We start from the raw sequence: 23,764 nt of genomic DNA, 5'->3' as shown, positions 1-23,764 counted from the left end.
TCACCGTGCCTCAGGCTGTTTCAGCGTCGCGCTGTACCTGCACCAGGCAGTCGTAGAAGACAGGGCCGCGGCCCATGTCGGTCAGGTGCTGGCTGGTGAGCTGGTTCACGTTGGTGCCGTCCAGGCCCAGCTTGCGCCACCAAATGCCCAGGCCGTTGACCACACCGGGGCGCGCCCGCGCGGAGACCTCGGCCTTGACCCGGTATTCACCGCGCTCGTTGAACACCTTGACGACCGCGCCCGTGGTGATGCCGCGCGGCAGTGCATCATCGGCATGCATTTCCAGCACCGGTTCGGTTTCGATGTCGCGCAGGCTTTTGACATTGACGAAGGTGGAGTTGAGGAAGTTGCGTGCGGGCGGCGAGATCATGGCCAGCGGGAACTGGTCGGATGTGTCGGCTGCTTCGTAATTGGGCACGTGGCCGGGCAGGCCGTCGGCGCCTGTGGCCGCGAGGCGCGCGCTGAAGAACTCGCAGCGCCCCGAGGCGGTGGGGAAGTTGCCGGAGGCAAACGGCGCATCGGGTAGTGCCAGCGTGGCAAAGCCCGTGTCCAGCAGCCGCTCAAAGTCCACCTTGTCGCCAAACGTCGCGCGGCACAGCTGCTCGTCGCTGTCGGCAAAGCAGGGGTCGGTAAAACCCATGTGGGCAGCCAGTTCGCGAAAGATCTGCGTGTTGGGTTTGGCCTGGCCCATGGGCGCGATAGCGGGGCGATTCAGCAACACGTCGGTATGGCCGTAGGAGGCATGCACATCCCAGTGCTCCAGCTGGGTGGTGGCCGGCAGGATGTAGTCTGCGTAATCGGCCGTGTCGGTCTGGAAGTGTTCAAGCACCACAGTGAAGAGGTCTTCACGCGCAAAGCCCTGAACCACTTTTCCGGATTCCGGCGCCACTGCCACCGGGTTGCTGTTGTAGACGATCAGCGCCTCGATCTTCGGACCGAACTGCGGCGATGCAGCTTCGAGCAAGGCGTTGCCGATGGTACTCATGTTGATGGTGCGCGGCTGGCGGGCCTGCAGCAGGTCGGGGCGTTGCAGCGCGGCTTTGTCGACCGGGAACAGGCCCGAGCTGCTGAGCAGCACGCCACCGGCCCGATGCCGCCATGCGCCCGTTAGCGCAGGCAGGCAGGCAATAGCACGCGCCGCATTGCCGCCGCCGCGTACGCGCTGCATGCCGTAGTTCAGGCGGATCGCTGCGGGCTGTTTTTCGACAAAGCATTCGCCATAATCGCGCGCCAGCGAGCGGATCTGTTCCGCCGGCACACCGCAGACCTCGGCCGCCCGTTCAGGCGGCCACTGCAGCGCACGCTCGCGCAGCCCGCCTTCGGGGCTTTGCCAGCCCAGTGTGTGCTGCGCGATGTAGTCATGGTCGAGCCAGTCGTGGGTGATCAGTTCGTGCATCAGGGCCAGCGCCAGCGCGGCGTCGGTGCCCGGCAGCAGCGCGATGTGCTCATGGCATTTTTCGGCCGTTTCGCTTTTGCGCGGGTCGATGCAGACAAGTTTTGCGCCGCCTCTTTTGGCTTGCTGCGCGTAACGCCAGAAGTGCAGGTTGCTACCGATGGAGTTGCTGCCCCAGATGATGACGAGTTTCGATTCTGCAAAAAACTCGACCCGCATGCCAACCTTGCCGCCCAGTGTTTGCGTCAGGGCCTCGCCGCCGGCCGACGAGCAAATGGTACGGTCCAGGAATGACGCGCCGAGCTGGTTGAAAAACCGGCCCGCCATGCTTTCGCCCTGCACCTGGCCCATGGTGCCGGCGTAGCTGTAAGGCACGATGGCTTCCGGGTTGCGTGCGGCGATGGGCTTGAGGCGCGCCGTGATATCGGCAAGAGCCGCTTCCCAGCTCACCGGCTCGAACAGTCCGCTGCCTTTGGGCCCGCTGCGTTTGAGCGGATGCAAAAGGCGCTCAGGGTGGTAGGTGCGTTCGGTGTAACGAGACACCTTGTTGCACAGCACGCCGCCGGTATGCGGGTGGTCCGGGTTGCCCTGCACGCGGGTGGCTACGCCGTCTTCCACAGCAGTCAGCAATGAGCAGGTGTCGGGGCAGTCGTGCGGGCAGGCGCCCAGCACCTGCACGGCGCCAGGCTTCAGCCCGGTGTCAGGTTTGGCCTTGGCTATAGGGGAGATGCTGATGGTATTGCTCATGGTTCAACTTTATATTGGCAGTCACACCGGCCCCCGGGGATGAGGAGACAACATGACAACAAAAACAGGAATGCAGTCATTCCGCGCGCTGGCCAGGATCACCATGGTAGCGGCACTGGCCGCCCTGATGGCGCCGGGGGTGTATGCCGAGGACGGCATCAGCAAAACCGCTGTCACGCTGGGGCAGTCACTGGCCATGACCGGGCCCGGCAGCACGCTGGCTGTGCCGTTTGCCCAGGGCGCGCGCCTTTACTTCGACCACGTCAATGCCGGCGGCGGTGTCAACGGCCGCAAGATCGAGCTGACGACGCTGGACGATGCGGGCAACCCCGAGACCGCCGCGGCCAACACCCGAAAGCTGCTGGACCAGAAGGTGTTTTCGCTGTTCGGCTACTACGGCTCCCCGCAGGTCACGGCCGTCAACCCGTTGCTGAAGGACACCGACATTTTGCTGTTCGCCCCCATGGCCGGCGCCGACGAGCTGCGCGGCTCGCTCTATCCCAACGTGTATTCGGTCCGGCCCGGTTATTCGGAAGAAGCTGCCATGATCACGCGGCACGCCGAAACCCTGGGCATGCGCAAGCTGGCCATCCTGCACGGCAAGGATGCCGAATCGCTGGCGGCGCTGGATTCGGCCGAGCGCACCATGGGCGGGCTGGGCGCCAACCTGGTGGCCAAGTCGGCCCTCTCGGGCGGCAGTGTAGTCACGAGCGTTGAACAGATTCTGGGCAAGAAGCCTGAATCCGTACTGGTCATCAGCGACGCTGCCGGTGCCGCTAACGCCATACGCGATTTGCGCGCCAAAGGCTTTCGCGGGCCCATCTACGGCTTTTCCAGCACTGGCGAAAGCCTGCTGGCCGAGCAGCTGGGTGCGGCCGGTGCCGGTGTGGTGGTGGTGCGCGTCACACCCAAATCAGACAACGCCAAGAGCGTGCTGGTCCGTGAACTGCAGGCCGACGCCGCAGCGGCCAAACTGGGAAAACCCAATGTGTACATGCTCGAAGGCTACATTGCCGCCTGGACCTATGTCGAAGCGCTGCGCAAGGCTGGCAAGGACCCGACCCGCGTCAAGTTGCGCAAGGCGCTGGACACCCTGCAGGAGCTGAGCCTGGGTGGTTTTCGGGTGCACTTTGACGGGGACCGCGTGGGCTCCAAACTGGTGGAGCTCAGCCTGATTGATGCGACCGGACGGGTGCGGGAATAGGAAGAGTGAGATAGCGGAAATTGGCGAGTGTTGTGGGTTGGATGATGCAAAAGGTGACAAATTACCGACTGTTGCGTTGCTGGCTTCCGCTAAAGTAGTGACCTATCTCACGTATTTGTAACTTAGTTTTTACAAATTAAGCTGTTTGTAAACTTTTGTTGCGAAGATTGCGTCATGAACATTACTCGCAGAACCTTTTCCACCGCTGCCGGCGCTTCCGTGCTGGCGGGTTTCAACATCGCGCATGCCCAGACCGACAAGATCATCCTCGGCCAGTCGGCGCCTTTCACCGGCCCGGCTGCGCAGCTGGGCATCCAGTTCTACCAGGGCGCGAAGGTGTACTTCGACCAGGTCAACGAACAGGGCGGCGTCAACAAGCGCCTGATTGAAATCCGCAACCTCGACGACGGCTATGAACCCGCCCGCTGCGCCGAAAACACCCGCAAGCTGATCGACGACGAGGTGTTTGCGCTGTTCGGCTACATCGGCACCCCCACCAGCATCGCTGCCCTGCCGCTGGCCATCAAGGACAAAGTCCCGTTCATCGCGCCGTTCACCGGTGCCATGGCCTTGCGTGACCCTTTCAACAAAAATGTCTTTCATGTGCGCGCCTCCTACAACGACGAAACCGGCCTCATCGTCAAACAGTTGACCGCCCTGGGGCTGAAGAAAATCGCCGTGTTCTATCAGAACGACGCCTACGGCAAGGCCGGGCTGGACGGCGTCACGCTGGCCCTGGCCGCGCAGAACCTCAAGCCCGTGGCGCAGGCGACGGTTGAGCGCAATACGGTGGACGTGGCCAAGGCCGTCACCACGCTGGTGGCCGCGGGCCCCGATGCAGTAGTGCAGATTGGTGCTTACAAGGCCTGCGCCGCTTTCATTCGCGAAGCCCGCAAGGCCGGGTACGGCGGCACGTTCTACAACGTGTCGTTTGTCGGCACGCAGGCGCTGGCCGACGAGCTGGGCAAGGATGGCGCAGGCGTTGTGGTGTCGCAGGTCATGCCTTCGCCCTACAACGGAGCGCGGCCGATTGTGCGCGAGTTTACTGAAGCGGTGAAGGCGGCCGGCAAGGACGCGAAGGTCAATTTCTCGAGCATGGAAGGCTATGTGGCCGCCAGGATTCTGGTGGACGGCCTCAAGCGCGGTGGCGCCAAGATGACCCGTGAGTCGCTGATTTCGGGCATGGAAGCCATCGGCACCCAGTCGGTGGGTGGGTTTTCCGTGACGTTCTCGCCGACCGACCATGTGGCGTCCCACTTCGTGGAACTGTCGATGCTGACGGGTGACGGCCGGATCAGGACGTAACCCCCCGAAGCGGCCTGCGGCCGCCTCCCCCCAAGGGGGGCGCCACTGGCGGCCCGGCAAAGCCGGTTCCGCGGTGGCCTGCGTGAAGAGCCCGCCTCTTAGCGAAGCTAGCTCAATCAGGCAATTTGCCGCGTGGCGATCAGCCCGCGCATGAAATCCTCGCAGCGCGCGAGCTGCTCCAGGCTCACGAACTCGTCGGGCTGGTGCGCCTGGTTGATGCTGCCGGGCCCGCACACCACGGTGGGAATGCCGGCGTTCTTGAAAAGGCCTGCTTCAGTGCCGAAAGCGACCAGCGTGGTCTCTTTCGTGCCGGCCAGGCGCTGGGCCAGCTGGGTCACTGCGTCGCCGGCGGAGCCGAGGAAGGCCGGTACTTCACAAATCGTCTCAAAGCTGAAGCCAGCATCGGGCGCTATCTTTTTCATAGCTGGTTGCGCACGCTCCGCATAGGCTACAAGCTCTTTTTGCATTAAAACCGCATCCGCCGTGGGCAGGTTGCGGAACTCGTAGCGGAACTCCGCGTCGCGCGGCACCACGTTGTCGGCAATGCCGCCGTGGAACTGTCCAACGCTGGCGGTACTGAAGGGTACGTCGAAGCCTTCATAACGCGGCTCGTTGGCCTCAAAGCCTTCGGCCATGTCGCGCAGCTTGCCGACGACACGCGCCGCCATCTCGATGGCGTTGACGGATTGCGGCGTGAGCGAGGAGTGCGCCTCCTTGCCGCGCACGCAGCATTTGTAGCGGTACACGCCCTTGTGCGCGGTGGCCGGCACCATGCTGGTCGGTTCGCCCACGATGCAGGCGAGCGGCTTGATGCCCGCGTCCTTCATGTCGGCAATCAATTCCTTCACGCCCATGCAGCCGACTTCCTCGTCGTAGCTCAGCGCCAGGTGCACCGCAAACGGCGCCTGGCTGTTCAAAAAATCCCCGGCGTGGGCCAGCGCCAGGCCGATAAAACCTTTCATGTCGCAGCTGCCGCGGCCATACAGCCTGCCATCGCTAACCGTGGCCGACAGCGGGTCCAGCGTCCAGTCCTGGCCGTCCCAGGGCACCGTGTCGGTGTGGCCTGACAGGATGATGCCGGCCGGTTTTCCTTGGCCCAGCGTAGCAAAGAGGTTGGCCTTGGTCTTGTCGGCATTGGTGGTGATGCGGCTGGCGACGCCGAGTTTTTGCAGCTCGTCGCGCACGAAGTGAATCAAGGTCAGGTTCGAGTTGTGGCTGACCGTGTTCATGCGGACCAGGGTCTGGACCAGTTGCAGGGCGTGGGGTGAGACGGCGGGCAGGGTGGAAGGAGTGGCAGCGAGGGTGGATGAAAGGGTGGGGGTGGGTGCGAAAGACATGGCTTCATTTTGGCCGTATTCGGCAATGTCCGTTGCCTGTCCGTCAGTTATGCTTGAAGCCCGCTTCCCTGCGGGGTCCCGTGGGGTATTTCCCCTTCCCGATGACATCTTCGTCCTCCTCACCGTTTGAAACAGGCGGTCCTTCAATACGAATCCTGCCTGGGTATTGCCAATTCTCATGAAGATATTGATCGTCAATGACAAGGTTCCCGCGTACATCCGATTTCACTCGGAAACCGTCAATGCGGTCGACTTGCCGGACGGAACTTTCAGCGTCAGGAACAGTTCGTTTCTGGTGCGGAATCTGGCCTACGGTGACCGGGTTAGTGCAAGCGTTAGCGCCGAGTCAGGTCTTGTCTTCGTCAAGCTGGTCGAAGCGGGCGGCTTTTCGTCCTTCAGGGCGTATAGCAAGCATCCCGGGGCTGAAAAGCTGTTGTACGAAGCGTGTCGTGCGACTGATCAGATGGGTGCCGGCAGTAGCCTGTTGAACGATCACCGGCTCGCTTTGGTGACGATTCCTCCAGACGTCGACTGCCTGGGCGTTGCAATCGCATTTCGCGAGTCCTTGAAAGAAGTTCCACTGGTATTCACTTGGATGGCGCTACGCCACAAGGCGACTGGACGCGAAAAAAAGGAAGCCGTGTGACGCTCATGCTGCTATGGATAATCGCCTGTTCCTGTGAACTGCGAGCCTTTTTGTTTAAGGGCGCGAGTCTTGGGAAACTGAGGGGCTACGAATGACAAGAATGGTATGGGAGGCACCGGCTGCATTGATACGGCTCATGCGGCCGCACCAGTGGCTCAAAAACGCCTTTGTGTTTGCCGGCCTGGTGTTCAGCCAGAACTGGCAGGACACCGCGCTGGACCTGCGCGTCTTCTACGCCTTTGCCGCGTTCTGCTGCCTCTCAAGCATGGTCTACATCATCAACGACTGGCATGACCGCGCGAGCGACGCCCTGCACCCCACCAAGCGCCACCGGCCGCTGGCCAGCGGTGCGGTAGCTGCCCCGGTGGCGCTGGTGCTGGCGGGCCTGTTGCTGGTGGCGGGGCTGTTGCTGGCCGCGGGCAACCGCACGCTGCTGGTGCTGCTGGGCCTGTACACGGTGCTCAACCTGGCGTATTCGTGGCGGCTCAAGCAGGTGCCGGTGGTCGACGTGTCCATCATTGCCTCGGGCTTCATGCTGCGCCTGCTGGCCGGCACCGTGGCCGTCGGCATTCCGCCTTCGCGCTGGCTGTTGCTCACCGGCATTTTTGTGGCCCTGTTCCTCGGTTTTTCCAAACGCAAGGCCGAAACTTTTCATGAAGAAGCCAGCCAGCGCGCCGTGCTGGCGCACTACCCCGCGGCCCTGCTCGACACCTTCATGGCCGTGACCATGACGGCCACCCTCACCACCTACAGCCTGTTTGCCACCAGCCCCGAGGCGCAGCTGCAGCACGGCGAACGCCTGCTTTACACCGTGCCGGTGGTCATTTTCGGCATGCTGCGCTACACCTACCAGGTGCACCGTGGCCGCGGCGAAGACGTGGCGCGCGACATGCTGCGGGACCCGTGGATTCTGGCGGCCGGCGCGCTCTGGCTGGCCATTTTCCTGAGCCGCCGCCTGTGATCCCCGGGGGCGCTCCGCCGCCCGCGCGCGGCACCTTGCCGTTCAAGCAGCTGTTGCTGGTACTCGGTGTGGTGGCCACGGCTTATGCGGCCGTGCTGCTGGTCTGGGGTGACAGCCCCAAGGCATCGCTCGCGCTGCTGTGGTCGTGGACGGGTGCCCAGGCAGCAGGCTTGTGCCTGCTCAACTACCTGCTGCGCGGTTTGCGCTGGCGCCTCTGGATGGCCCACTTCGGGCGCCAGTTCGGCTGGCTGCAGGGGCTTCGGCTGTACCTGGCCGGTTATGCCTTCACGCCCACGCCGGGCAATGTCGGGGAAGCTGTGCGCGGTCTGATGCTGGCGCGCCAGCCGCTGGGCGCGGCGCAAAGCCTGGCGATCTTTGGCGCCGAACGCCTGGCCGATTTGCTGTGTCTGGTGCTGCTGTGCCTGCCGGCCCTGAGCTGGGTGCTGCGGCATGGCGCGGTGCAGTCGGCGCCTGCCTTGCTGGTGGTTTTGCTTGCGGCCGGTGCGCTATTGGTGATCCTGGCCGTCGCGTCGCTCTTTATTTACCGGGCGCAACTGCTTGCGCGCTTTGCCTGGCTGCGTGAGGCCTGGCATTGCCTTTCTGTGCGTCCCTGGCTGTGGTTCGGCCTCACGCTGGTGGCCTGGGCCGCGCAAGGCCTGGCGGTCTGGCTGGTCTGCCGTGCCATGAATGTACATCTTGAGCTGCTGACGGCCACCGGGTTTTACGCGGTCGCCATGGTGGCCGGGGCGTTGTCTGCCCTGCCGGCGGGCCTGGGCGGCACCGAAGCCGTGCTGACCGGCTTGCTGGTGGCACAGGGCGCAACGGGGGCCGTAGCGCTGGCCATTACCGTGCTGGTGCGGCTGCTCACGCTGTGGCTGGCCGTTGCGATTGGCGTAGTGGCCTTGCTTTATAGTGCGGCCATCCGCAAGGAAATCAGCTTTCGTTAGGCCCTGTCGGCCTTCGCTCTTGCCTTTGCCCCTCTTGCAGGGCCGCCAGATTACCTGTTCTCCCAGTTTCCATGCCCCAGAACCAAGACACCGCCGCTTTTCCCGTTTCGCTGAGCCGCTGGCTGCTGGGTGCGGGCCTCCTGTCACTGCTGCTGCGGTTCTGGATCGCCGTCACCTTCCCGGTCACCGGCGATGAAGCCTTTTTTTACTGGTGGGGGGTGTACCCCGCGTGGGGTTATTCAGACCACCCGCCCATGGTGGGCTGGCTGATTGCGCTGATGCGCGCCACGCTGGGCGACAGCCTCTGGTCGATACGCCTGCCCATCGTGCTGCTGCCGCTGGCGCTGGGTGCGGCGCTGTGGTGGGCCCTCAAGCCAGTCGACAAGGTGCGCGCCGCCTGGGCTGTGCTGTTTTTCTGGCTGGCGCCGCTGAACTGGCTCAACGTCCTGATCACCACCGACACACCGCTGATTTTCTGGTCGGCTCTGTCCGTTGCCGCCTTGATGCGCGCCGAGCGACGGGCGGCGCTGGACCGTGCCGCCTACGGGCTCTACGCCCTGTCGGGCATCTTCCTGGGCTGTGCCTTTCTTTCGAAGTACTTCTCGGTGGTGCTCGGCTTCAGTTATCTCGTCTACTTCGTGTTGTACCGGCGTGAACGGCTCGCAGGTTTTGCGCTGCTGGTGTTGTGCGCCTTGCCCGGCCCGTCCATCAACATCGCCTACAACATGTCGCACGGCTGGTCGAACATCATGTTCAATGTCTACAACCGCAACGAAGACGCGGTGTTCGAATGGCGCAAGCCGCTGACCTACATCGGCATGATGGTCTACCTGATCACGCCCGTGGCGGTATGGATGGCTGTGCGCTACCGTGATGCGCTGATGGCCGCTGCCCGGAACCAGCGCCTGCTGGCCTGCCTGGTGGTGGTGCCGCTGTTGTTTTTTGCACTGCTGTCAGGCAAGAAGGTGATCGGCCTGCACTGGGTGCTGTCGTTTTATCCCTTCGGTTTCGCATTTTTGGCGTTTGCCTTGCCGGCCGACAGGCTCAAGGCCTGCGCCAAGGGGCTGGCCGTGTTTGCCGGCCTGCATGTGCTGGTGGTGGCCGGGCTGTACATGACGTCGCTGGATACCTGGAAAACGACCAAGCTGTATCCGCAAATCATCCGCAGCTACAAGACGGCCGAAATGCTGCAGCAGGTCGCTGCGCCGGGCGTGGTGCTGATGGGTGAGGCCTACACGCCCGCGTCGATTTTCGGTTTCGAACGCCGCGAATACATGCCGGTGTTCGGCGTCGGCAAGTTCCACGCGCGGCAGGACGACATGCTGGTCGACTTTTCGCTCTACCAGGGCAAGACGGTGCGTGTCATCGTTGCCGACAAGCCGAAGCTGGAAGAGTTTGCGCCTTACTTCGAGTCGGTGCGTGTGCTGAGCTTCGAGCAGGACGGTGTGCCCTTTTACGCGGTCGAAGGCACGGGCTTCAAATACCAGGCCTACCGCGAAGGCGTGCTGGGCACGATTTTCAAACGCTACTTCAACATTCCTTCGTGGCTTCCCATGACGGGCTGCCCGTTCTGTGTGCGCTACTGCGGGCAGGTGCGATGCCCGAGGTGATCGCTGCCGGGGCCGGTCCCGTCGTTGCCGCCTTTGACTTCGACGGCACGCTGACCCGGCGCGACACCTTCACGGTGTTCCTGGCGCGTGGCCTGGGCTGGCCGCGGTTCCTGGGGGCCTTGCTGCGCTGCCTTCCCTGGCTGGCCGGTTATGCGCTGCGCCTGGTGCCCAACCATGTCGCCAAAGGCAAGCTGATGCAGGCCACGCTGGCCGGCCGCAGTCTGGCCGAGATGCAGGACTGGACGGCCCGCTGGCTGGCCCAGGATTTTCCAGGCCAGCTGCGCGAGGACGCCATGGCACGCCTGGCCTGGCACCGCGAAGCCGGGCATTGCTGCGTCATGGTCAGCGCGTCGCCCGACATCTACCTGCAGGTGGTGGCACGTCAGCTGGGGTTTGACGCGCTGCTCTGCACGGAAATGGAAGTGGTGGGCGAGGGTGAGGGCGGGCACCTCACCGGCCGCCTCACTGGTCGCATGAGCACCCCCAACTGCCATGGCGAGCAGAAGGTGCTGCGCCTGCAGGCCTGGGCACTGGCGCGCTATGGGGAAACGGCGCTGGCCGGCGTCACCCTGTATGCCTATGGCGATACCTCCGGCGACAAGCCCATGCTGCGGCTGGCCCAGCATGCGTGGTACCGGGGCAAGCCGTGGGCGGATGCGGCGCGGCGGGGATAAGCCGGATAGCCGGATTGGCCCGGCGCATGATGCGGGCCAGGGCTGTTGCCGTTCCTGTTGCTATTGTTTTGATAGCTGCCCGGGCATGCTCCGCATGCGCCGCAGCCTTGTTTGATACCTAAAAACGGCTCAAAACCCGTCCTGCAGGCAGAAATCGCCAAAAAACGGTTCCAAAACGCCGATGAGAGGCCATTTTGGCTGTTTTTGAGCATCAATTTGGCCTGTGGCCCAATGTTTACTTGCCTCTATTGCTACTAAAACAATAGCAAAAAACAGGCAGGGCCCGCACACCTTGCGACGTGCGAGCCCTGCCGGGAGTGCGGAGGTGAGGTTGCGGCGCCGGCTCAGTCTTCGAGTTCGGCCTTGGCCATCTCCACGTCCAGCCGTTCGGTGGCGTCCAGCGGTTTGCTGGCTGCGGCCTGCTCGTACAGCTTGGTGGCTTCCTTCATTTTTTTGTCGCCTTCCAGCATGACGAGGCCGTTGGCGTATTCGATCATGCCGATGGCCGACCCCGGATGCAGCTTGAGCGCGTCCTTGTAGAGCGCCAGGCCGATGTCTTTTTTGGCGCCGTAGGTCATACCGCCGATCAGCGAACCCACCTTGTCGATCACTTCGGCATGGAAGGCCGCCAGCGCAATGTGCGCGTCTGCGTGTTTGGGTGACAGCTTGATCGCCTGCTCCAGCGAATTCTTCACCTTGGTTCCCAGGCCCTGGGCCAGCGCCTTGGCCACGCTGATGCCCTGGCTGTAGCGGCCCAGCGCATAGGCCTGCCAGTACCAGGCGTTGGCGTTTTTCGGGTCGGATTTTTGCTGGGCTTCGGCGCGTGCGGCCACTTCCATGAACATGTCCAGCTTGGCTTTTTCCTTGGTTTCGAGGTAGGTGGCGTACATGCTGGTGGCCTTGTTGGCCACGGTGATGCCGTCGCCGCCGGCCTTGGTGCCGGCTTCCGCCGCTTTCTGAAAGTCGCCGTTATGAAACAGCACCCAGGCCTGCAGCACATCGGCATCCTTGGGCAGGGGCTCACAGTCGCCCTGGTGCAGTCGGGCCCAGCTCTTTTTCAGGCTGGCAGCATCAAATGTGTAGTCGCCGGCGTGGGGAAAGGCAGTCCATTTGGCCATGTGTGTTGTCTCCTTGGTAAAAATTGTTGGTGTTATGAATGACGGCAGTTTGACGGAATTCAAGCCGGGTTGCTGTAAGCCCCGACCAGCGCCTGCAAGTGCGCGCGCTGGCCTTGCTCCAGGTAGGGAATCAGCAGGTTGAGCACGTGGTGCGCGCCGCGCAGCAGGGCGGCCTGTGCGTTGGCCGGCTCCAGCGCGTTGCGCGGGTCGCGCACGTATTCAAAGCTCAGCCAGTAAGTGAGCACCACCACCATACTGGTGGCCGTGGCCTCGACCTCGCGCGAATCAATCGTCACGGCGCCGGTGCGGCTCATGCCGTCCAGCATCGCTTTCACGGCCCGGGTCTTGTTTTTGAGCACCCACTGGAAGTGGGTTTCGAGGCGGCGGTTCTTGCTCAGCAGGTCATTGAGGTCGCGGTACAAAAAGCGGTACTGCCAGATCAGCTCGAACAGCGTGTGCATGAAAAACCAGGCGTCTTCCACGTCGCGAACGCCGTCGCTGGCATTGAGCAGCTCGCTCAGGGATTTTTCGTAGCGGTCAAACAGCGAGTTGATGAGCTCGTCTTTGGCCGGGTAGTGGTAGTACAGGTTGCCGGGGCTGATGCTGAGCTCGGCGGAGATCAGCGTGGTCGACACATTGGGCTCGCCAAAGCGGTTGAACAGGTCCAGGGTGACCTCCAGGATCCGCTCTGCTGTACGGCGCGGCGCTTTTTTCGCCATAAGTTGTCTACCTTGTGTTGTTCTTTACTCTAACCCAGCGTCTCCCCGGGCGACACTAGGGAAGTCCATCAATCCGCACGGCGGTTTGCAACAAGGTGAACGGCATCGCATGCACCTGGCAAACCTTTGGATTAAGCCCCGGCTGACGCGGGCAGCTTGTGCGCAGCGGGCCGCAGCGCGTGGCTCAGATCTTCCATCACATCTTCGAGCGAGGCAATGGCGCGGCCCACGCGGGTGGCGGCAGGCCTTTCAGCCACCAGGTGGCGCCTGGGGTCTTCCAGCAGGTCCAGGTTCAGCGACACACCGTGCCGCGCCAGCGTGGCCGACAGCGTGGTCTTGCGCGAGCGCAGCATCTGCCGGGTGTTCTGGTAGGCGTGCTCGGCCAGTTCGCGGCGCTGCCGGTAACTGAAGGTATTGGCCAGGAACATCTCGGTGTCGCGGGCGTCTGGCTCCAGCAGCACGATGTCGGTGCCGGGATAGGCGTGCGCGTAGTGCTTCATGCCGAGCTCCAGCCGCGAGTGGATCATCGAGCGAAAGGTCTGGCTCATCACTGCGGGCAGGCCGCCGTTCACGATGCGCGGAATGGCCTGCTTCTCAAGCGGCAGGCCGCGGCGCATGACGCGCTGGTTCATGGCCAGCGCGGGAGCACGGGTTGCGTTGAAAGGCACCAGCGGGTTCAGGCAAAACATCAGGTCAACGCCGTCGTCCAGCGCCACGCCGGCGTGCATGGTTTTCTTCAGTGCGCCGTCCACGTAGTAGTGGCTGTCGATCTCCACCGGTGGAAACAGGCCCGGCAGGGCCGAGCTGGCCTGCACGGCTTTGGAAATGGGCACGTGGTCCCAGCCGGGGCGGCCGAAGGGCGCGGCGTCCCCGCTGTCCAGATTCGTCGCGACCAGCGTCAGCCGTGTGCGAAGCTGGCGGAAATCATTGGTGCGGCCGGGCTTGGAAAACAGCGCGGCCAGGCGCTTGTCGATTTCGTCATTGGAGAAAACGCCGGTCGGCAAGGCCGGGCCCAGCGCCTCCAGCGCATTGACCAGCGACTTGCGCCCGAAGGTGGCGCGCCAGGCCGCCGACGCCAGCAGGCCGGGCAGCATGATGCCGCGCCGCAAAAATTCGCCATAGGCCGGCACCATGAGCCAGGCCGGGTCAAACACCTCCGACGCCTGGTCGCCGTTTTCAATGAAGGCGGCGCACAGTTCGCGCGGTGTCATGCCGTTGGCAAGGCCCGCGGCAATAAAGCCGCCGGCTGACACGCCGACATAGTGGTCCAGTTCGGTGAATGAAAGCCCCTGCAGGGACTCATCAAGCGCGCACAGCGCACCGATTTCGTAGATGGCGCCCAACGGTCCTCCGCCGGAGAGTGCCAGGGCAATGCGCGGCTTATCGAATGAAGGTTTGCTTTTTGAACGCTTGGCTGAAGTCATGAAAAGAAAGTGTAGACGGCGGCTCAAGAAATATTTGCTGCTTTGCAGCAAAACGGCGCAGCGGGCAGGTATGCACGGGCGTAAAAAAAGGGACGGCATGTCCCTTTTTTTGTGAGGTCGCCGTGCTTAAGCCGACTTGCGTGCAGCTGGGCGTTTAGCCGCGGGGCGTGCCGCCTTTTTGGCGGCGGGTTTTGCCGCTGCGGTTTTGGCTGCTGGCTTGCCGCCCATTTTTTGCACATTGCGGTTGAGCTCGTCAATGCGTGCGATCAGGGCGTCCACGTCTTTGGCGGAAGGCACACCGAGTTTGTTCAGGGCCTTGGCCACGCGGTCTTCAAAGATGTTTTCCAGCTTGTCCCACTGGTGGCCGGCCTTGGACTGGATGTCGGTGGCCATGCTGGCCATCTTGTTGGTGGCTTCAGAAATTTTGCCTTCGGCCACGGCCTGGGTCTTGCGCTGGATGGACAGGCCTTCCTTGACCAGGGTCTCAAACACTTTGCCGCCTTCTTCCTGCGCCTTGGAGAAGGCGCCCAGGCCCGCCAGCCAGATTTGCTGGGCGGATTCCTTGACGGCACCGGACAGCTGTGGACCGGACTTCTTGTCGGCGCTCATTTTTTGCAGTTTCTTGACCATGGTTTACTCCAGACAGTTTGTGGTTATGGAACTTCGCGGGCAGTATGCCGCACGCACGGGGAAAATATAAGCCCTCCACGCGGCGGCGTTTAGGTGTTGCGTTCTAGACCGTGAACAGGTTCTAGGCATGCGGCTCTATGGAAAAGCACGCGCGGGCGGGCTGAGCGCGGGTTTCTGCTGAATAGAGAGTCATGCCGTTTAAGCAAGAATCACTTTTTGACTTGGCCGTTCAGCGGAGGAAACACAAAATGCATTATTTCGTTACAGGGGCCACAGGCTTCATTGGCAAGCGCCTGGTAAAAAAACTTCTGGAACGAAAAGGAACGACCGTTCATTTCCTGATCCGCAAGGAAAGCGCCGGCAAAGTGGCGGCGCTGCGCGAGTATTGGGGTGTGCCTGCTGCCCGTGCGGTGGCCGTGCACGGCGACCTGACCAGCAAAAAGCTCGGTGTCAGCAGCGAAGACATCAAAAAACTCAAGGGCCAGGTCGGGCATTTTTACCACCTCGCCGCCGTGTATGACCTGAGCGCCGACGAGGAAAGCCAGGTGGCGGTCAACATTGACGGCACCCGCAACACGGTGGAATTTGCCAAGGCGATTGACGCCGGCCACTTTCACCATGTGAGCTCCATCGCCGCTGCCGGCCTCTATGAAGGCGTGTTCCGCGAGGACATGTTCGAGGAAGCCGAAAACTACGAGCACCCGTACTTCATGACCAAGCACGAGAGCGAAAAAATCGTGCGCAAGGAATGCAAGGTGCCCTGGACAGTGTTTCGCCCCGCCATGGTGGTCGGCGACAGCACCACCGGCGAAATGGACAAGATCGACGGGCCTTATTACTTCTTCAAGCTGATCCAGCGCATGCGGCAGCTGCTGCCGCCCTGGATGCCGGCGGTGGGGCTGGAGGGCGGGCGGGTCAACATCGTTCCGGTCGACTTTGTCGTCGATGCGCTGGACCACCTCAGCCACAAAACCGGCATTGCCAAAAAATGCTTTCACCTGGTGGACCCGGTGGGTTACCGCGTCGGTGATGTGCTGGACATCTTCAGCCGCGCGGCCCATGCGCCCAAGATGAACCTGTTCGTGAATGCCGCCCTGCTGGGCTTCATTCCGCGCGGCGTCAAAAAGAGCCTGATGGCGCTGGCGCCGGTGCGCCGCGTGCGCAATGCGGTGCTGGCCGACCTGGGCCTGCCGGAAGACATGCTGACGTTTGTCAACTACCCAACCCGCTTTGACTGCCGCGACACCCTGGCCGCGCTCAAGGGTTCGAACATCGAATGTCCCAACCTGAAAGACTACGCCTGGCGCCTCTGGGATTACTGGGAACGCCACCTGGACCCCGACCTGCACATCGACCGGTCGCTGCGCGGCACCGTCAACGGCAAGGTGGTGCTGGTCACCGGTGGTTCGTCAGGCATCGGCCTGGCCGCGGCGCACAAGTTTGCTGATGCCGGCGCGATCACCATCATCTGCGGGCGCGACCAGGACAAGCTCGACGAAGCCTGCAAGGAAGCCAAAGCCAAGGGCTATAACTTCGTGGCTTACCCGGCCGACATCGCCGACATGGTGGATTGCGACCGTTTCATCAAGGAGCTGATCGCCAACCATGGCGGCGTCGACTTCCTCATCAACAACGCGGGCCGCTCCATCCGCCGCGCCATTGAGGCCAGCTACGACCGTTTTCACGATTACGAGCGCACCATGCAGCTCAACTACTTCGGCTGCCTGCGCGTGACCATGGGGCTGTTGCCCGGCATGGCGGCCAAGCGCAAGGGCCATGTGGTCAACATCAGCTCCATCGGCGTGCTGACCAACGCACCGCGCTTTTCGGCCTATGTGGCTTCCAAAGCCGCGCTGGACGCCTGGACGCGCTGCGCATCCAGTGAATTTGCCGACGTCGGCATCAGCTTTACCACCATCAACATGCCGCTGGTGCGCACGCCCATGATCGCGCCGACCAACCTGTACAACAACGTGCCCACGCTGTCGCCTGAAGAGGCCGCCGACATGATTGCGCAGGCCTGCATCTTCAAGCCGGTTCGCGTGGCCACGCGCCTGGGCATCACCGGCCAGCTCATGCATGCGCTGGTGCCGCGCATTGCCCAGATCGCCATGAACACCAGCTTTCGCATGTTCCCCGACTCATCGGCCGCCAAGGGCGACAAGAGCGCCAAACCGACGCTGTCGGCCGAAGCGGTGGCGATGCAGCAGATGATGCGCGGGATTCATTTCTGACGCTGGCCAGGCCGGGCCGGCCTGGCCCGGTGCGTGGATTGCCATGGGATAATTCCGGTCCTGGCGAGCGGCCTGCACGGCCGCCTGCAACGTCAAAAAAGGCAATCCCATGATTTTGGTAACTGGCGGCGCCGGTTTCATCGGTTCCAACTTTGTCCTGGACTGGTTGGCGCAATCCGCGGCAGAGCCTGTCGTCAATCTCGACAAGCTGACTTACGCGGGCAACCGGGAAAACCTGGCTTCGCTCGACGGTGACAGCCGCCATCATTTTGTGCAGGGTGACATTGGCGATGCGGCGCTTCTCGGGCAGTTGCTGGCCACCCACCGGCCGCGCGCGGTGGTCCATTTCGCGGCCGAGTCTCATGTCGATCGTTCGATCCTCGGCCCTGAGGAATTTATCCAGACCAATGTCGTCGGCACCTTTCGCCTGCTCGAAGCCGTCAGGGCTTACTGGAACACGCTCGACGGCGCTGCAAAAGCCGGGTTTCGCCTGCTGCATGTTTCAACCGACGAGGTCTATGGCTCGCTCGCGCCCGCCGATGCCGCGTTCACCGAGACCCATCGCTACGAGCCGAACAGCCCGTATTCAGCGTCCAAGGCCGCGAGCGACCACCTTGTGCGCGCCTACCACCACACCTATGGCTTGCCGGTCGTCACGACCAACTGCAGCAACAATTACGGCCCCTATCATTTCCCGGAAAAGCTGATCCCGCTGATGATCGTCAATGCGCTTGCCGGCAAGCCGCTGCCGGTCTATGGTGACGGCCAGCAGGTGCGCGACTGGCTGTATGTCAAGGACCACTGCAGCGCAGTCCGCCGTGTACTGGAGGCCGGCAAGCCCGGAGAGACCTACAACGTCGGTGGCTGGAACGAAAAGCGCAACATCGACATCGTCCATACGGTCTGCGCGCTGTTGGATGAACTGCGTCCGCGCGCCGGCGGTGCTGCGTATGCCGAGCAGGTCACCTACGTGAAGGACCGCCCTGGTCATGACAGGCGCTACGCCATTGACGCCGGGAAAATCCATACCGAGCTGGGTTGGGCACCCGCAGAAACCTTTGAAAGCGGCATTCGCAAAACAGTGGAGTGGTATCTGGCCAATGCCGACTGGGTGGCCCATGTGCAAAGCGGAGCCTACCGGGAATGGACGGCGCGGCACTACGGGCAGCCCCAGGAGGCATCGGCTTGAAGATTCTGCTGTTTGGCGCGAATGGCCAGGTCGGCTGGGAACTGCAGCGCAGCCTGATGCCGCTGGGCGAGCTTCTTGCGCTGGACCGCCACAGCACTGCGTATTGCGGTGACCTGGCCGATGTGACGGGGTTGGCGGGCACCGTGCAAAAGTTTCAACCCGATGTCATCGTCAACGCGGCAGCCTACACCGCTGTCGACAAAGCCGAAAGTGACCGGGAAACTGCGCATGCCGTGAATGCGGTTGCCCCGGGTGTGCTGGCGGAAGCTGCCAACAGTGTGGGGGCCTGGCTGGTGCACTATTCAACCGATTACGTGTTTGACGGCAGCGGCAGCAAGCCCTGGGACGAAACAGACCCCACCGGCCCACTCAGCGTCTATGGCCATACCAAGCTCGAAGGCGAGCAACGCATCGCATCGCGCTGTGCCAAACACCTCGTTTTGCGCACCAGTTGGGTCTACGCCGCGCGGGGTGCCAACTTTGCAAAAACCATGCTTCGGCTGGCCGGCGAGCGCGACAGGCTATCGGTGGTCAATGACCAGTTCGGGGCGCCAACAGGCGCAGACCTGCTTGCCGACGTGACTGCCCACATGGTGCGTAGTGCTGTAGCGGGCACAGTCGAAAACGCGGCTGGCATCTACCATGTTGCTGCAGGCGGCGAAACGTCCTGGCACGGTTATGCGCAATTTGTGGTCGAAACCGTCCTTCAGGCCGGGCACACGCTGAAAGCATCGGCGATGGCGGTGGAACCGGTACCTGCCAGCGCATTCCCTACGCTGGCTGCCCGTCCGCAAAACTCGCGGCTGAACACCGCTAAACTCCGCGCAAGGTTCGGATTGGCCCTTCCTGACTGGCAGCCGGGCGTGGCCCGCATGTTGACCGAAATAACCTGAAAACTCCCATGACACAACGCAAAGGCATTGTCCTGGCCGGCGGGTCCGGCAGCCGGCTACATCCGGCAACGCTGGCCATCAGCAAGCAGTTGCTCCCGGTGTACGACAAACCCATGGTGTATTACCCACTGAGCACGCTGATGGTGGCGGGCATACGTGAGGTGTTGATCATCAGTACGCCACAGGACACCCCGCGCTTTCAGCAACTGCTGGGTGATGGATCCCAGTGGGGCATGAAACTGGAGTACGCCGTGCAGCCCACGCCGGACGGGCTGGCGCAGGCCTTCATCATCGGCGAGAAATTCCTCAATGGCTCGCCCAGTGCGCTGGTGCTCGGCGACAACATCTTTTATGGCCATGACCTGCAAAGCCTGCTGACCCGCGCCGATGCCGGCGATACCGGCGCGACCGTCTTTGCCTATCACGTGCAGGACCCCGCGCGCTATGGCGTTGTGGCTTTCAACGCAGAAGGCAAAGCCATCAGCATTGAAGAAAAGCCGGCCGCACCCAAAAGCAGCTATGCCGTGACAGGCCTTTATTTTTACGATGCACAGGTGGTGGAGATTGCCAAATCCATCCAGCCCAGCGCCCGCGGTGAACTCGAAATCACCGCCGTCAACCAGCATTATCTTGAGCGCGGCCAGCTCAGCGTGCAGATCATGCAGCGCGGCTATGCCTGGCTGGACACCGGCACCCATGACAGCCTGCTGGAGGCGGGGCAATTCATTGCCACGCTGGAGCGCCGGCAGGGGTTGAAGATTGCCTGCCCGGAAGAAATTGCCTGGCGCAACGGGTTCATCAGCGATAGCCAGCTTGCCGCTCTCGCCGAGCCGATGGCAAAGAATGCTTACGGGAAGTATCTTTTGCGTTTGCCTGAAGAAGGCAAATCGTGATGAAGGCTACCGAGACCGGCATCCCGGGCGTCATGGTGATTGAGCCCCGCGTATTTGGGGATTCGCGCGGCTTCTTCCTGGAAAGCTTCAACCAGCGCGACTTCAATGACGCAACCGGCACCAGTTTCAGCTTTGTGCAGGACAACCACAGCCGCTCCACCAAAGGTGTCTTGCGCGGCCTGCACTATCAGCTGGGCCAGCCACAGGGCAAGCTGGTGCGCGTTGTACGTGGCTCGGTTTTTGATGTGGTGGTGGATATCCGTCGGTCGTCGCCCACCTTTGGCAAGTGGTTTGGCCTTGAGCTCAATGAAGAAGCGAACCGGCAGCTTTGGGTGCCTCCCGGCCTGGCCCATGGCTTCATGGTGCTCAGCGAGAGCGCCGATTTTTTGTACAAGACAACAGACTATTACGCCCCGGCTCAGGAGCGCTGCATTGCCTGGAATGACCCGGCTCTGGGCATTACGTGGCCAGCCGGCATCAGCCCAGTGCTGTCTGCCAAAGACCAGCTGGGTTCTTCTCTGGCGAACGCAGAGCTGCCTGCTTGAGGGATGCCTGCAAAGGGGTTGCAAGCGTGACCTGCATCGCGATCCTGGCCCTATTTGCGGATAAGGCTGCTGGCTTCGGCGTACTGGCCCGAATGCCGCCTCGAAATCATGCGGCACAGGATCGTCCGGTTCCAGAGGCTGACCCCAATGTCAAAACTGCGCAGCGCCACGAAAGCCAGTGCCATGCGGGCACGGGCCAGTTTTTCAGGGACCAGGGTTTGAATCCAACGTAGCCGGCTGGCCGGTCCGGCAGGCAGTATGGGTGCGAAATCAGTGAGCATCTGCGCGCGCGATTTGTTGATGGCCGCAAACACAAAGCGCCGGATGCTTCTTTCAATGAAGGGCGCATCAAACAGTTCGGGCGCCACCGCGGGCGCGTTGCGCGACAGCTTGTCAAGAATCTCCATCAGGGATTTGGCCTGTGCAAAGGTAGACGAGAGATAGCTGCCCGCGTGCATCCTGACGACGGCCAGCGGCTCCGGTGAAAACACAGCCCCGGCCTTGGCGGCGACCATGAGTGCGCACACCAGATCTGCCAGGCCGCGGTAGTCAGGATTGAAGGCGCCAACGCTTTCCATCAGCTTCTTGTTGTAAACGACAGAAGGGCCCGCAAACCAGTTGCCGAAACGGTGCGCAAGCTCACGGCACTGCACCGGCGAGAAATACTGGTCATGCATGGACGGCACGGTGATGGCAATCGGCCCCAGCAGCTGGTCCTCTTCATCCACCAGCCATCCCATTGACGACCACAAGCCCACACCTGGATGCTGCCCCAGGCAATCTTTGGCGCGGGCCATCAGCCCTTGCAACAGGAAGTCATTGGCCGCCACGAACATGACATAGTCAGAAACCGTGGCAGCCCTGCCCGTGGCGATGGCGCCATACACTCCCTGGTTGACCTCATGCCGGATCACACGAAGCGCCGGAAACTCCGCAGCCAATGCCCGGATTGTTTCCATACTGTCATCGGTAGAGCAGTCGTCCACCACAATGACTTCATCGGCCGCAACACTCTGGTTCATTACCGAGCGGACCGCCCGCGAAAGGTACTTCGCGTCGTTGTAGTTCGGAATGACGACTGCCACTGATGTGTTCATTTGAATTTGCCTGTGCGAAAGTAGGTCACGTAAATTGGCCTTCTTTTATGTCACTTGCTGCGACAGGATCGCGGAAATTCAACGGTCTTGCCAATGTAGGTTAATGGAAATATTTCGCTTGGGCGCACATTTTCCTCATGGTTCTTCAGGGATGCGCGGGAGTTCTATCTGACACCCTGCAGTAGCTCGGGCACCAACTTCCGTGCGAGATAGGTCGAACCTTCCACGGTCATATGACCTACATCAAATGCGGTCAATTTCGTTCCGCCTTCACCAATTCTCGTAAGGCAACCTTCTTCGTTACACATCACTTGCCAGGGAGACACATACTGAACGCCGAGTTTTGTGGCTAGCGCATGTATTTGAGCATCCTGTCCCATATTGCTTATTCGATACGTTGATCGTTCAGGAATGAGGGTCAATCTGTGTTCGTAGTAGTAATCGACCACGTTTGCCGAGAGACCGGATCCGCTCCATTGAGGCACCGGCCCCAGAAGCACCACCTTCTTGATAGGAATCGCTCTAAGTTCTTTTAGTGTTTCGGCCAAGCCTTTTTCTATCGTCTCTGGGCTGTAGGCCCAATTGGAGTGAAGGATGACCACGTCGGGACGAAGCTCGCGAATCTGCCGCAAGACAAAGTCATTGTTTCCTTTGCAAAATTCTCGCTCGGGATGTGCGAACCCTATGGCTGGCGGGCACGAGGACGACGTGAACTGGGCCACATCAAAGTTTTCTTCGCTGCCTAGCTGTTTAAGTCCAGGATATTGAGCGGCAGCGTGGGAGTCTCCCCACAAAAGGAAAAGCGGCCTGCGCCCAGATCCAGCGCAATCCCTGGTAAACGTATCGGCTCCCTGATTTGGTCCCAGCAAGCACCTGCCGTGGCGCCAGAACTGGCTGGTTTCTTCGCCGGTAAGTACGAAGCCTTGCAGGGCTTTCGGCAAGCGGCTCGGCATTCCTTCGTTCCTGTAAATCGTTACGCCAGCGATAAAAATAACCACCATCAGAAGCAGAGAAGGCAGGACTGCATATTTTCGAGCCGCCCCAAAGCGCAACGGCCTTTCAATGCAGATATAGGTAAGGCAGGCCAGACCGAAGCTGAGAAGAATAGCCAATGTCATATTCAGACTGGACACACCTTCGGGAAGCAGGACGTGGGCATAGGCCAGGATGGGAAAATGCCAGAGATAAAGCGGATAGCTGATCAGGCCGACAAACACCATGGGCCTGGAAGCCAGCACCTTCTGATTCAAGGTGGCTTTGCTACAGCTAATCAAAATGACAGCCGCGACCACCGGAAACAATGCGTAGTACCCGGGATAGCGCAGCGATGGCGAGAACTTCAAAGCAGCGAATGCGATCAACAGAAACGCTGCTCCAGAACCCAGATTCTGCAGTGTCTCTTTGCGTGGCATTTCGCCGGCGGTATAAATCACTGCATGCAGGATGCGCGCCAGGCGGTCTTTCCACTGTTGCATCTGCGTGCTTTTGTGATAGGCAACGGTAAGGATTGCCAACCATGATCCGGCAAGCAATTCCCAGGCGCGTGAGGTTGGAAAATAGAATCCACGGTCAACGTTGTGACGCATGTAGTAAAGACAAACTGCAAAAGACAATGCTGAAAGAAAAGCACATGCGGTAAGTACATTCAATCTGAATCGATGAACGACCAGCAGAATTAGCGGCCACGCAATGTAGTACTGCTCCTCTATACCAAGAGACCAGATATGCAGCAGCGGTTTTTTAACCGCAGCGATGTCAAAGTACCCTATCTCATTAAGTAGTACGAGATTCTGGGCAAATGCTGCGGAGCCCGCGATATTGAGGCCCAGCGACTTGAACTCTTTGACCGAAAACAGGAACCACCCGGCGGCAAGTGTTGCCAGGATGACCAGAATGAGGGCAGGAAAGATCCGCCGTACGCGCTTTGCGTAAAACGCAGATAGCGAAAAACTTGCGCCCTGTATCTGTCCGAAAATAATCTCCGTTATCAAATACCCGGAAATTACAAAGAAGATATCGACACCGATAAACCCCCCCTTGATAGCGGCCGGGAACGCGTGATAGGCGATAACCAGCAGAACTGCAATGGCGCGCAGTCCGTCAATGTCAGCCCGATATTTTTCGGTGCTCCGTGGATCCGAAAGCGCTTTATCCTGGATGTTCAAATCTTCCGCTCCAATGGTTGGCATCTTCTTGGG

At 61.3% G+C, this 23,764-nt stretch carries 20 protein-coding genes; 12 read left to right on the top strand and 8 right to left on the bottom strand.

What is annotated here, in order from left to right:
* Positions 1 to 10 precede the first annotated feature (10 nt).
* A complete protein-coding gene (locus tag AC1DYR_RS19125; RefSeq protein WP_477706491.1) occupies positions 11 to 2,140 on the bottom strand; it encodes a molybdopterin-containing oxidoreductase family protein in 2,130 nt (709 codons plus the stop codon).
* A gap of 52 nt (positions 2,141 to 2,192) precedes the next feature.
* Here AC1DYR_RS19125 and AC1DYR_RS19120 point away from each other — a divergent pair, with 52 nt between their 5' ends.
* Both AC1DYR_RS19120 and AC1DYR_RS19115 read left to right on the top strand, forming a co-directional pair.
* Positions 2,193 to 3,344: an ABC transporter substrate-binding protein gene (locus AC1DYR_RS19120; RefSeq protein WP_477706490.1), complete on the top strand. Its 1,152-nt coding sequence runs from the start codon at positions 2,193 to 2,195 to the stop codon at positions 3,342 to 3,344.
* A 174-nt stretch (positions 3,345 to 3,518) separates the two neighbouring features.
* Complete coding sequence (locus AC1DYR_RS19115) at positions 3,519 to 4,649, top strand: ABC transporter substrate-binding protein (protein ID WP_477706489.1); 1,131 nt, start codon at positions 3,519 to 3,521, stop codon at positions 4,647 to 4,649.
* 116 nt (positions 4,650 to 4,765) lie between these two features.
* Here AC1DYR_RS19115 and argE read toward each other — a convergent pair whose 3' ends face one another.
* Positions 4,766 to 5,986: an acetylornithine deacetylase gene (argE, locus tag AC1DYR_RS19110; RefSeq protein WP_477706488.1), complete on the bottom strand. Its 1,221-nt coding sequence runs from the start codon at positions 5,984 to 5,986 to the stop codon at positions 4,766 to 4,768.
* A gap of 178 nt (positions 5,987 to 6,164) precedes the next feature.
* Between argE and AC1DYR_RS19105 the strand changes: the two genes are divergently transcribed.
* From AC1DYR_RS19105 to AC1DYR_RS19085, 5 genes are all read left to right on the top strand, one after another.
* Positions 6,165 to 6,632, top strand: a complete 468-nt coding sequence (locus AC1DYR_RS19105) for a DUF4265 domain-containing protein (protein WP_477706487.1) — start codon at positions 6,165 to 6,167, stop codon at positions 6,630 to 6,632.
* Between the two features lie 91 nt (positions 6,633 to 6,723).
* Entirely contained in the window at positions 6,724 to 7,593 is an 870-nt protein-coding gene (locus AC1DYR_RS19100; protein WP_477706486.1) for a decaprenyl-phosphate phosphoribosyltransferase, read from the top strand.
* Positions 7,594 to 7,628: 35 nt separating this feature from the next.
* Positions 7,629 to 8,540, top strand: a complete 912-nt coding sequence (locus AC1DYR_RS19095; protein WP_477706485.1) for a lysylphosphatidylglycerol synthase transmembrane domain-containing protein — start codon at positions 7,629 to 7,631, stop codon at positions 8,538 to 8,540.
* Between the two features lie 71 nt (positions 8,541 to 8,611).
* Positions 8,612 to 10,150, top strand: coding sequence for an ArnT family glycosyltransferase (locus AC1DYR_RS19090; protein ID WP_477706484.1), 1,539 nt, complete (start codon positions 8,612 to 8,614; stop codon positions 10,148 to 10,150).
* The gene (locus AC1DYR_RS19085; RefSeq protein ID WP_477706483.1) at positions 10,138 to 10,824 is read left to right on the top strand and encodes an HAD-IB family hydrolase; all 687 of its coding nucleotides are present in this window, start codon (positions 10,138 to 10,140) and stop codon (positions 10,822 to 10,824) included. Before AC1DYR_RS19090 ends, AC1DYR_RS19085 begins: the two co-directional genes overlap by 13 nt.
* A 344-nt stretch (positions 10,825 to 11,168) precedes the next feature.
* On the opposite strand, the gene AC1DYR_RS19080 is transcribed toward AC1DYR_RS19085, so the two are convergent.
* From AC1DYR_RS19080 to AC1DYR_RS19065, 4 genes are all read right to left on the bottom strand, one after another.
* The gene (locus AC1DYR_RS19080) at positions 11,169 to 11,942 is read right to left on the bottom strand and encodes a tetratricopeptide repeat protein (protein WP_477706482.1); all 774 of its coding nucleotides are present in this window, start codon (positions 11,940 to 11,942) and stop codon (positions 11,169 to 11,171) included.
* 59 nt (positions 11,943 to 12,001) lie between these two features.
* Positions 12,002 to 12,661 carry a TetR/AcrR family transcriptional regulator gene (locus tag AC1DYR_RS19075; RefSeq protein WP_477706481.1) on the bottom strand — a complete coding sequence of 220 codons (660 nt, stop codon included), beginning with the start codon at positions 12,659 to 12,661 and terminating at the stop codon, positions 12,002 to 12,004.
* A 131-nt stretch (positions 12,662 to 12,792) separates the two neighbouring features.
* Positions 12,793 to 14,085: a patatin-like phospholipase family protein gene (locus tag AC1DYR_RS19070; RefSeq protein ID WP_477706480.1), complete on the bottom strand. Its 1,293-nt coding sequence runs from the start codon at positions 14,083 to 14,085 to the stop codon at positions 12,793 to 12,795.
* A 126-nt stretch (positions 14,086 to 14,211) separates the two neighbouring features.
* On the bottom strand, positions 14,212 to 14,715 hold the full coding sequence (locus tag AC1DYR_RS19065; protein WP_431098472.1) for a phasin family protein: 504 nt from the start codon (positions 14,713 to 14,715) through the stop codon (positions 14,212 to 14,214).
* A gap of 248 nt (positions 14,716 to 14,963) precedes the next feature.
* On the opposite strand from AC1DYR_RS19065, the gene AC1DYR_RS19060 reads away from it, so the two are divergent.
* From AC1DYR_RS19060 to rfbC, 5 genes are all read left to right on the top strand, one after another.
* Positions 14,964 to 16,949 carry an SDR family oxidoreductase gene (locus AC1DYR_RS19060; protein ID WP_477699804.1) on the top strand — a complete coding sequence of 662 codons (1,986 nt, stop codon included), beginning with the start codon at positions 14,964 to 14,966 and terminating at the stop codon, positions 16,947 to 16,949.
* A gap of 109 nt (positions 16,950 to 17,058) precedes the next feature.
* On the top strand, positions 17,059 to 18,138 hold the full coding sequence (gene rfbB, locus AC1DYR_RS19055; protein WP_477706479.1) for a dTDP-glucose 4,6-dehydratase: 1,080 nt from the start codon (positions 17,059 to 17,061) through the stop codon (positions 18,136 to 18,138).
* Complete coding sequence (gene rfbD / locus AC1DYR_RS19050) at positions 18,135 to 19,031, top strand: dTDP-4-dehydrorhamnose reductase (protein ID WP_477706478.1); 897 nt, start codon at positions 18,135 to 18,137, stop codon at positions 19,029 to 19,031. Before rfbB ends, rfbD begins: the two co-directional genes overlap by 4 nt.
* An 8-nt stretch (positions 19,032 to 19,039) precedes the next feature.
* Positions 19,040 to 19,924 (top strand): glucose-1-phosphate thymidylyltransferase RfbA, encoded by an 885-nt coding sequence (rfbA, locus tag AC1DYR_RS19045; RefSeq protein ID WP_477706477.1) that lies wholly within the window; start codon positions 19,040 to 19,042, stop codon positions 19,922 to 19,924.
* A complete protein-coding gene (rfbC, locus tag AC1DYR_RS19040) occupies positions 19,924 to 20,469 on the top strand; it encodes a dTDP-4-dehydrorhamnose 3,5-epimerase (protein WP_477706618.1) in 546 nt (181 codons plus the stop codon). The genes rfbA and rfbC overlap by 1 nt, the downstream gene beginning before the upstream one ends.
* A 50-nt stretch (positions 20,470 to 20,519) precedes the next feature.
* Here rfbC and AC1DYR_RS19035 read toward each other — a convergent pair whose 3' ends face one another.
* Complete coding sequence (locus tag AC1DYR_RS19035; protein ID WP_477706476.1) at positions 20,520 to 21,566, bottom strand: glycosyltransferase family 2 protein; 1,047 nt, start codon at positions 21,564 to 21,566, stop codon at positions 20,520 to 20,522.
* Between the two features lie 164 nt (positions 21,567 to 21,730).
* Positions 21,731 to 23,755: an acyltransferase family protein gene (locus AC1DYR_RS19030; protein ID WP_477706475.1), complete on the bottom strand. Its 2,025-nt coding sequence runs from the start codon at positions 23,753 to 23,755 to the stop codon at positions 21,731 to 21,733.
* Between the last annotated feature and the right edge of the window lie 9 nt (positions 23,756 to 23,764).

This window comes from Polaromonas sp. P1_F9, assembly GCF_056405615.1.
The sequence above is the reverse complement of the archived record's forward strand: the minus strand, read 5'-3'. Positions and strand labels throughout refer to the sequence as shown.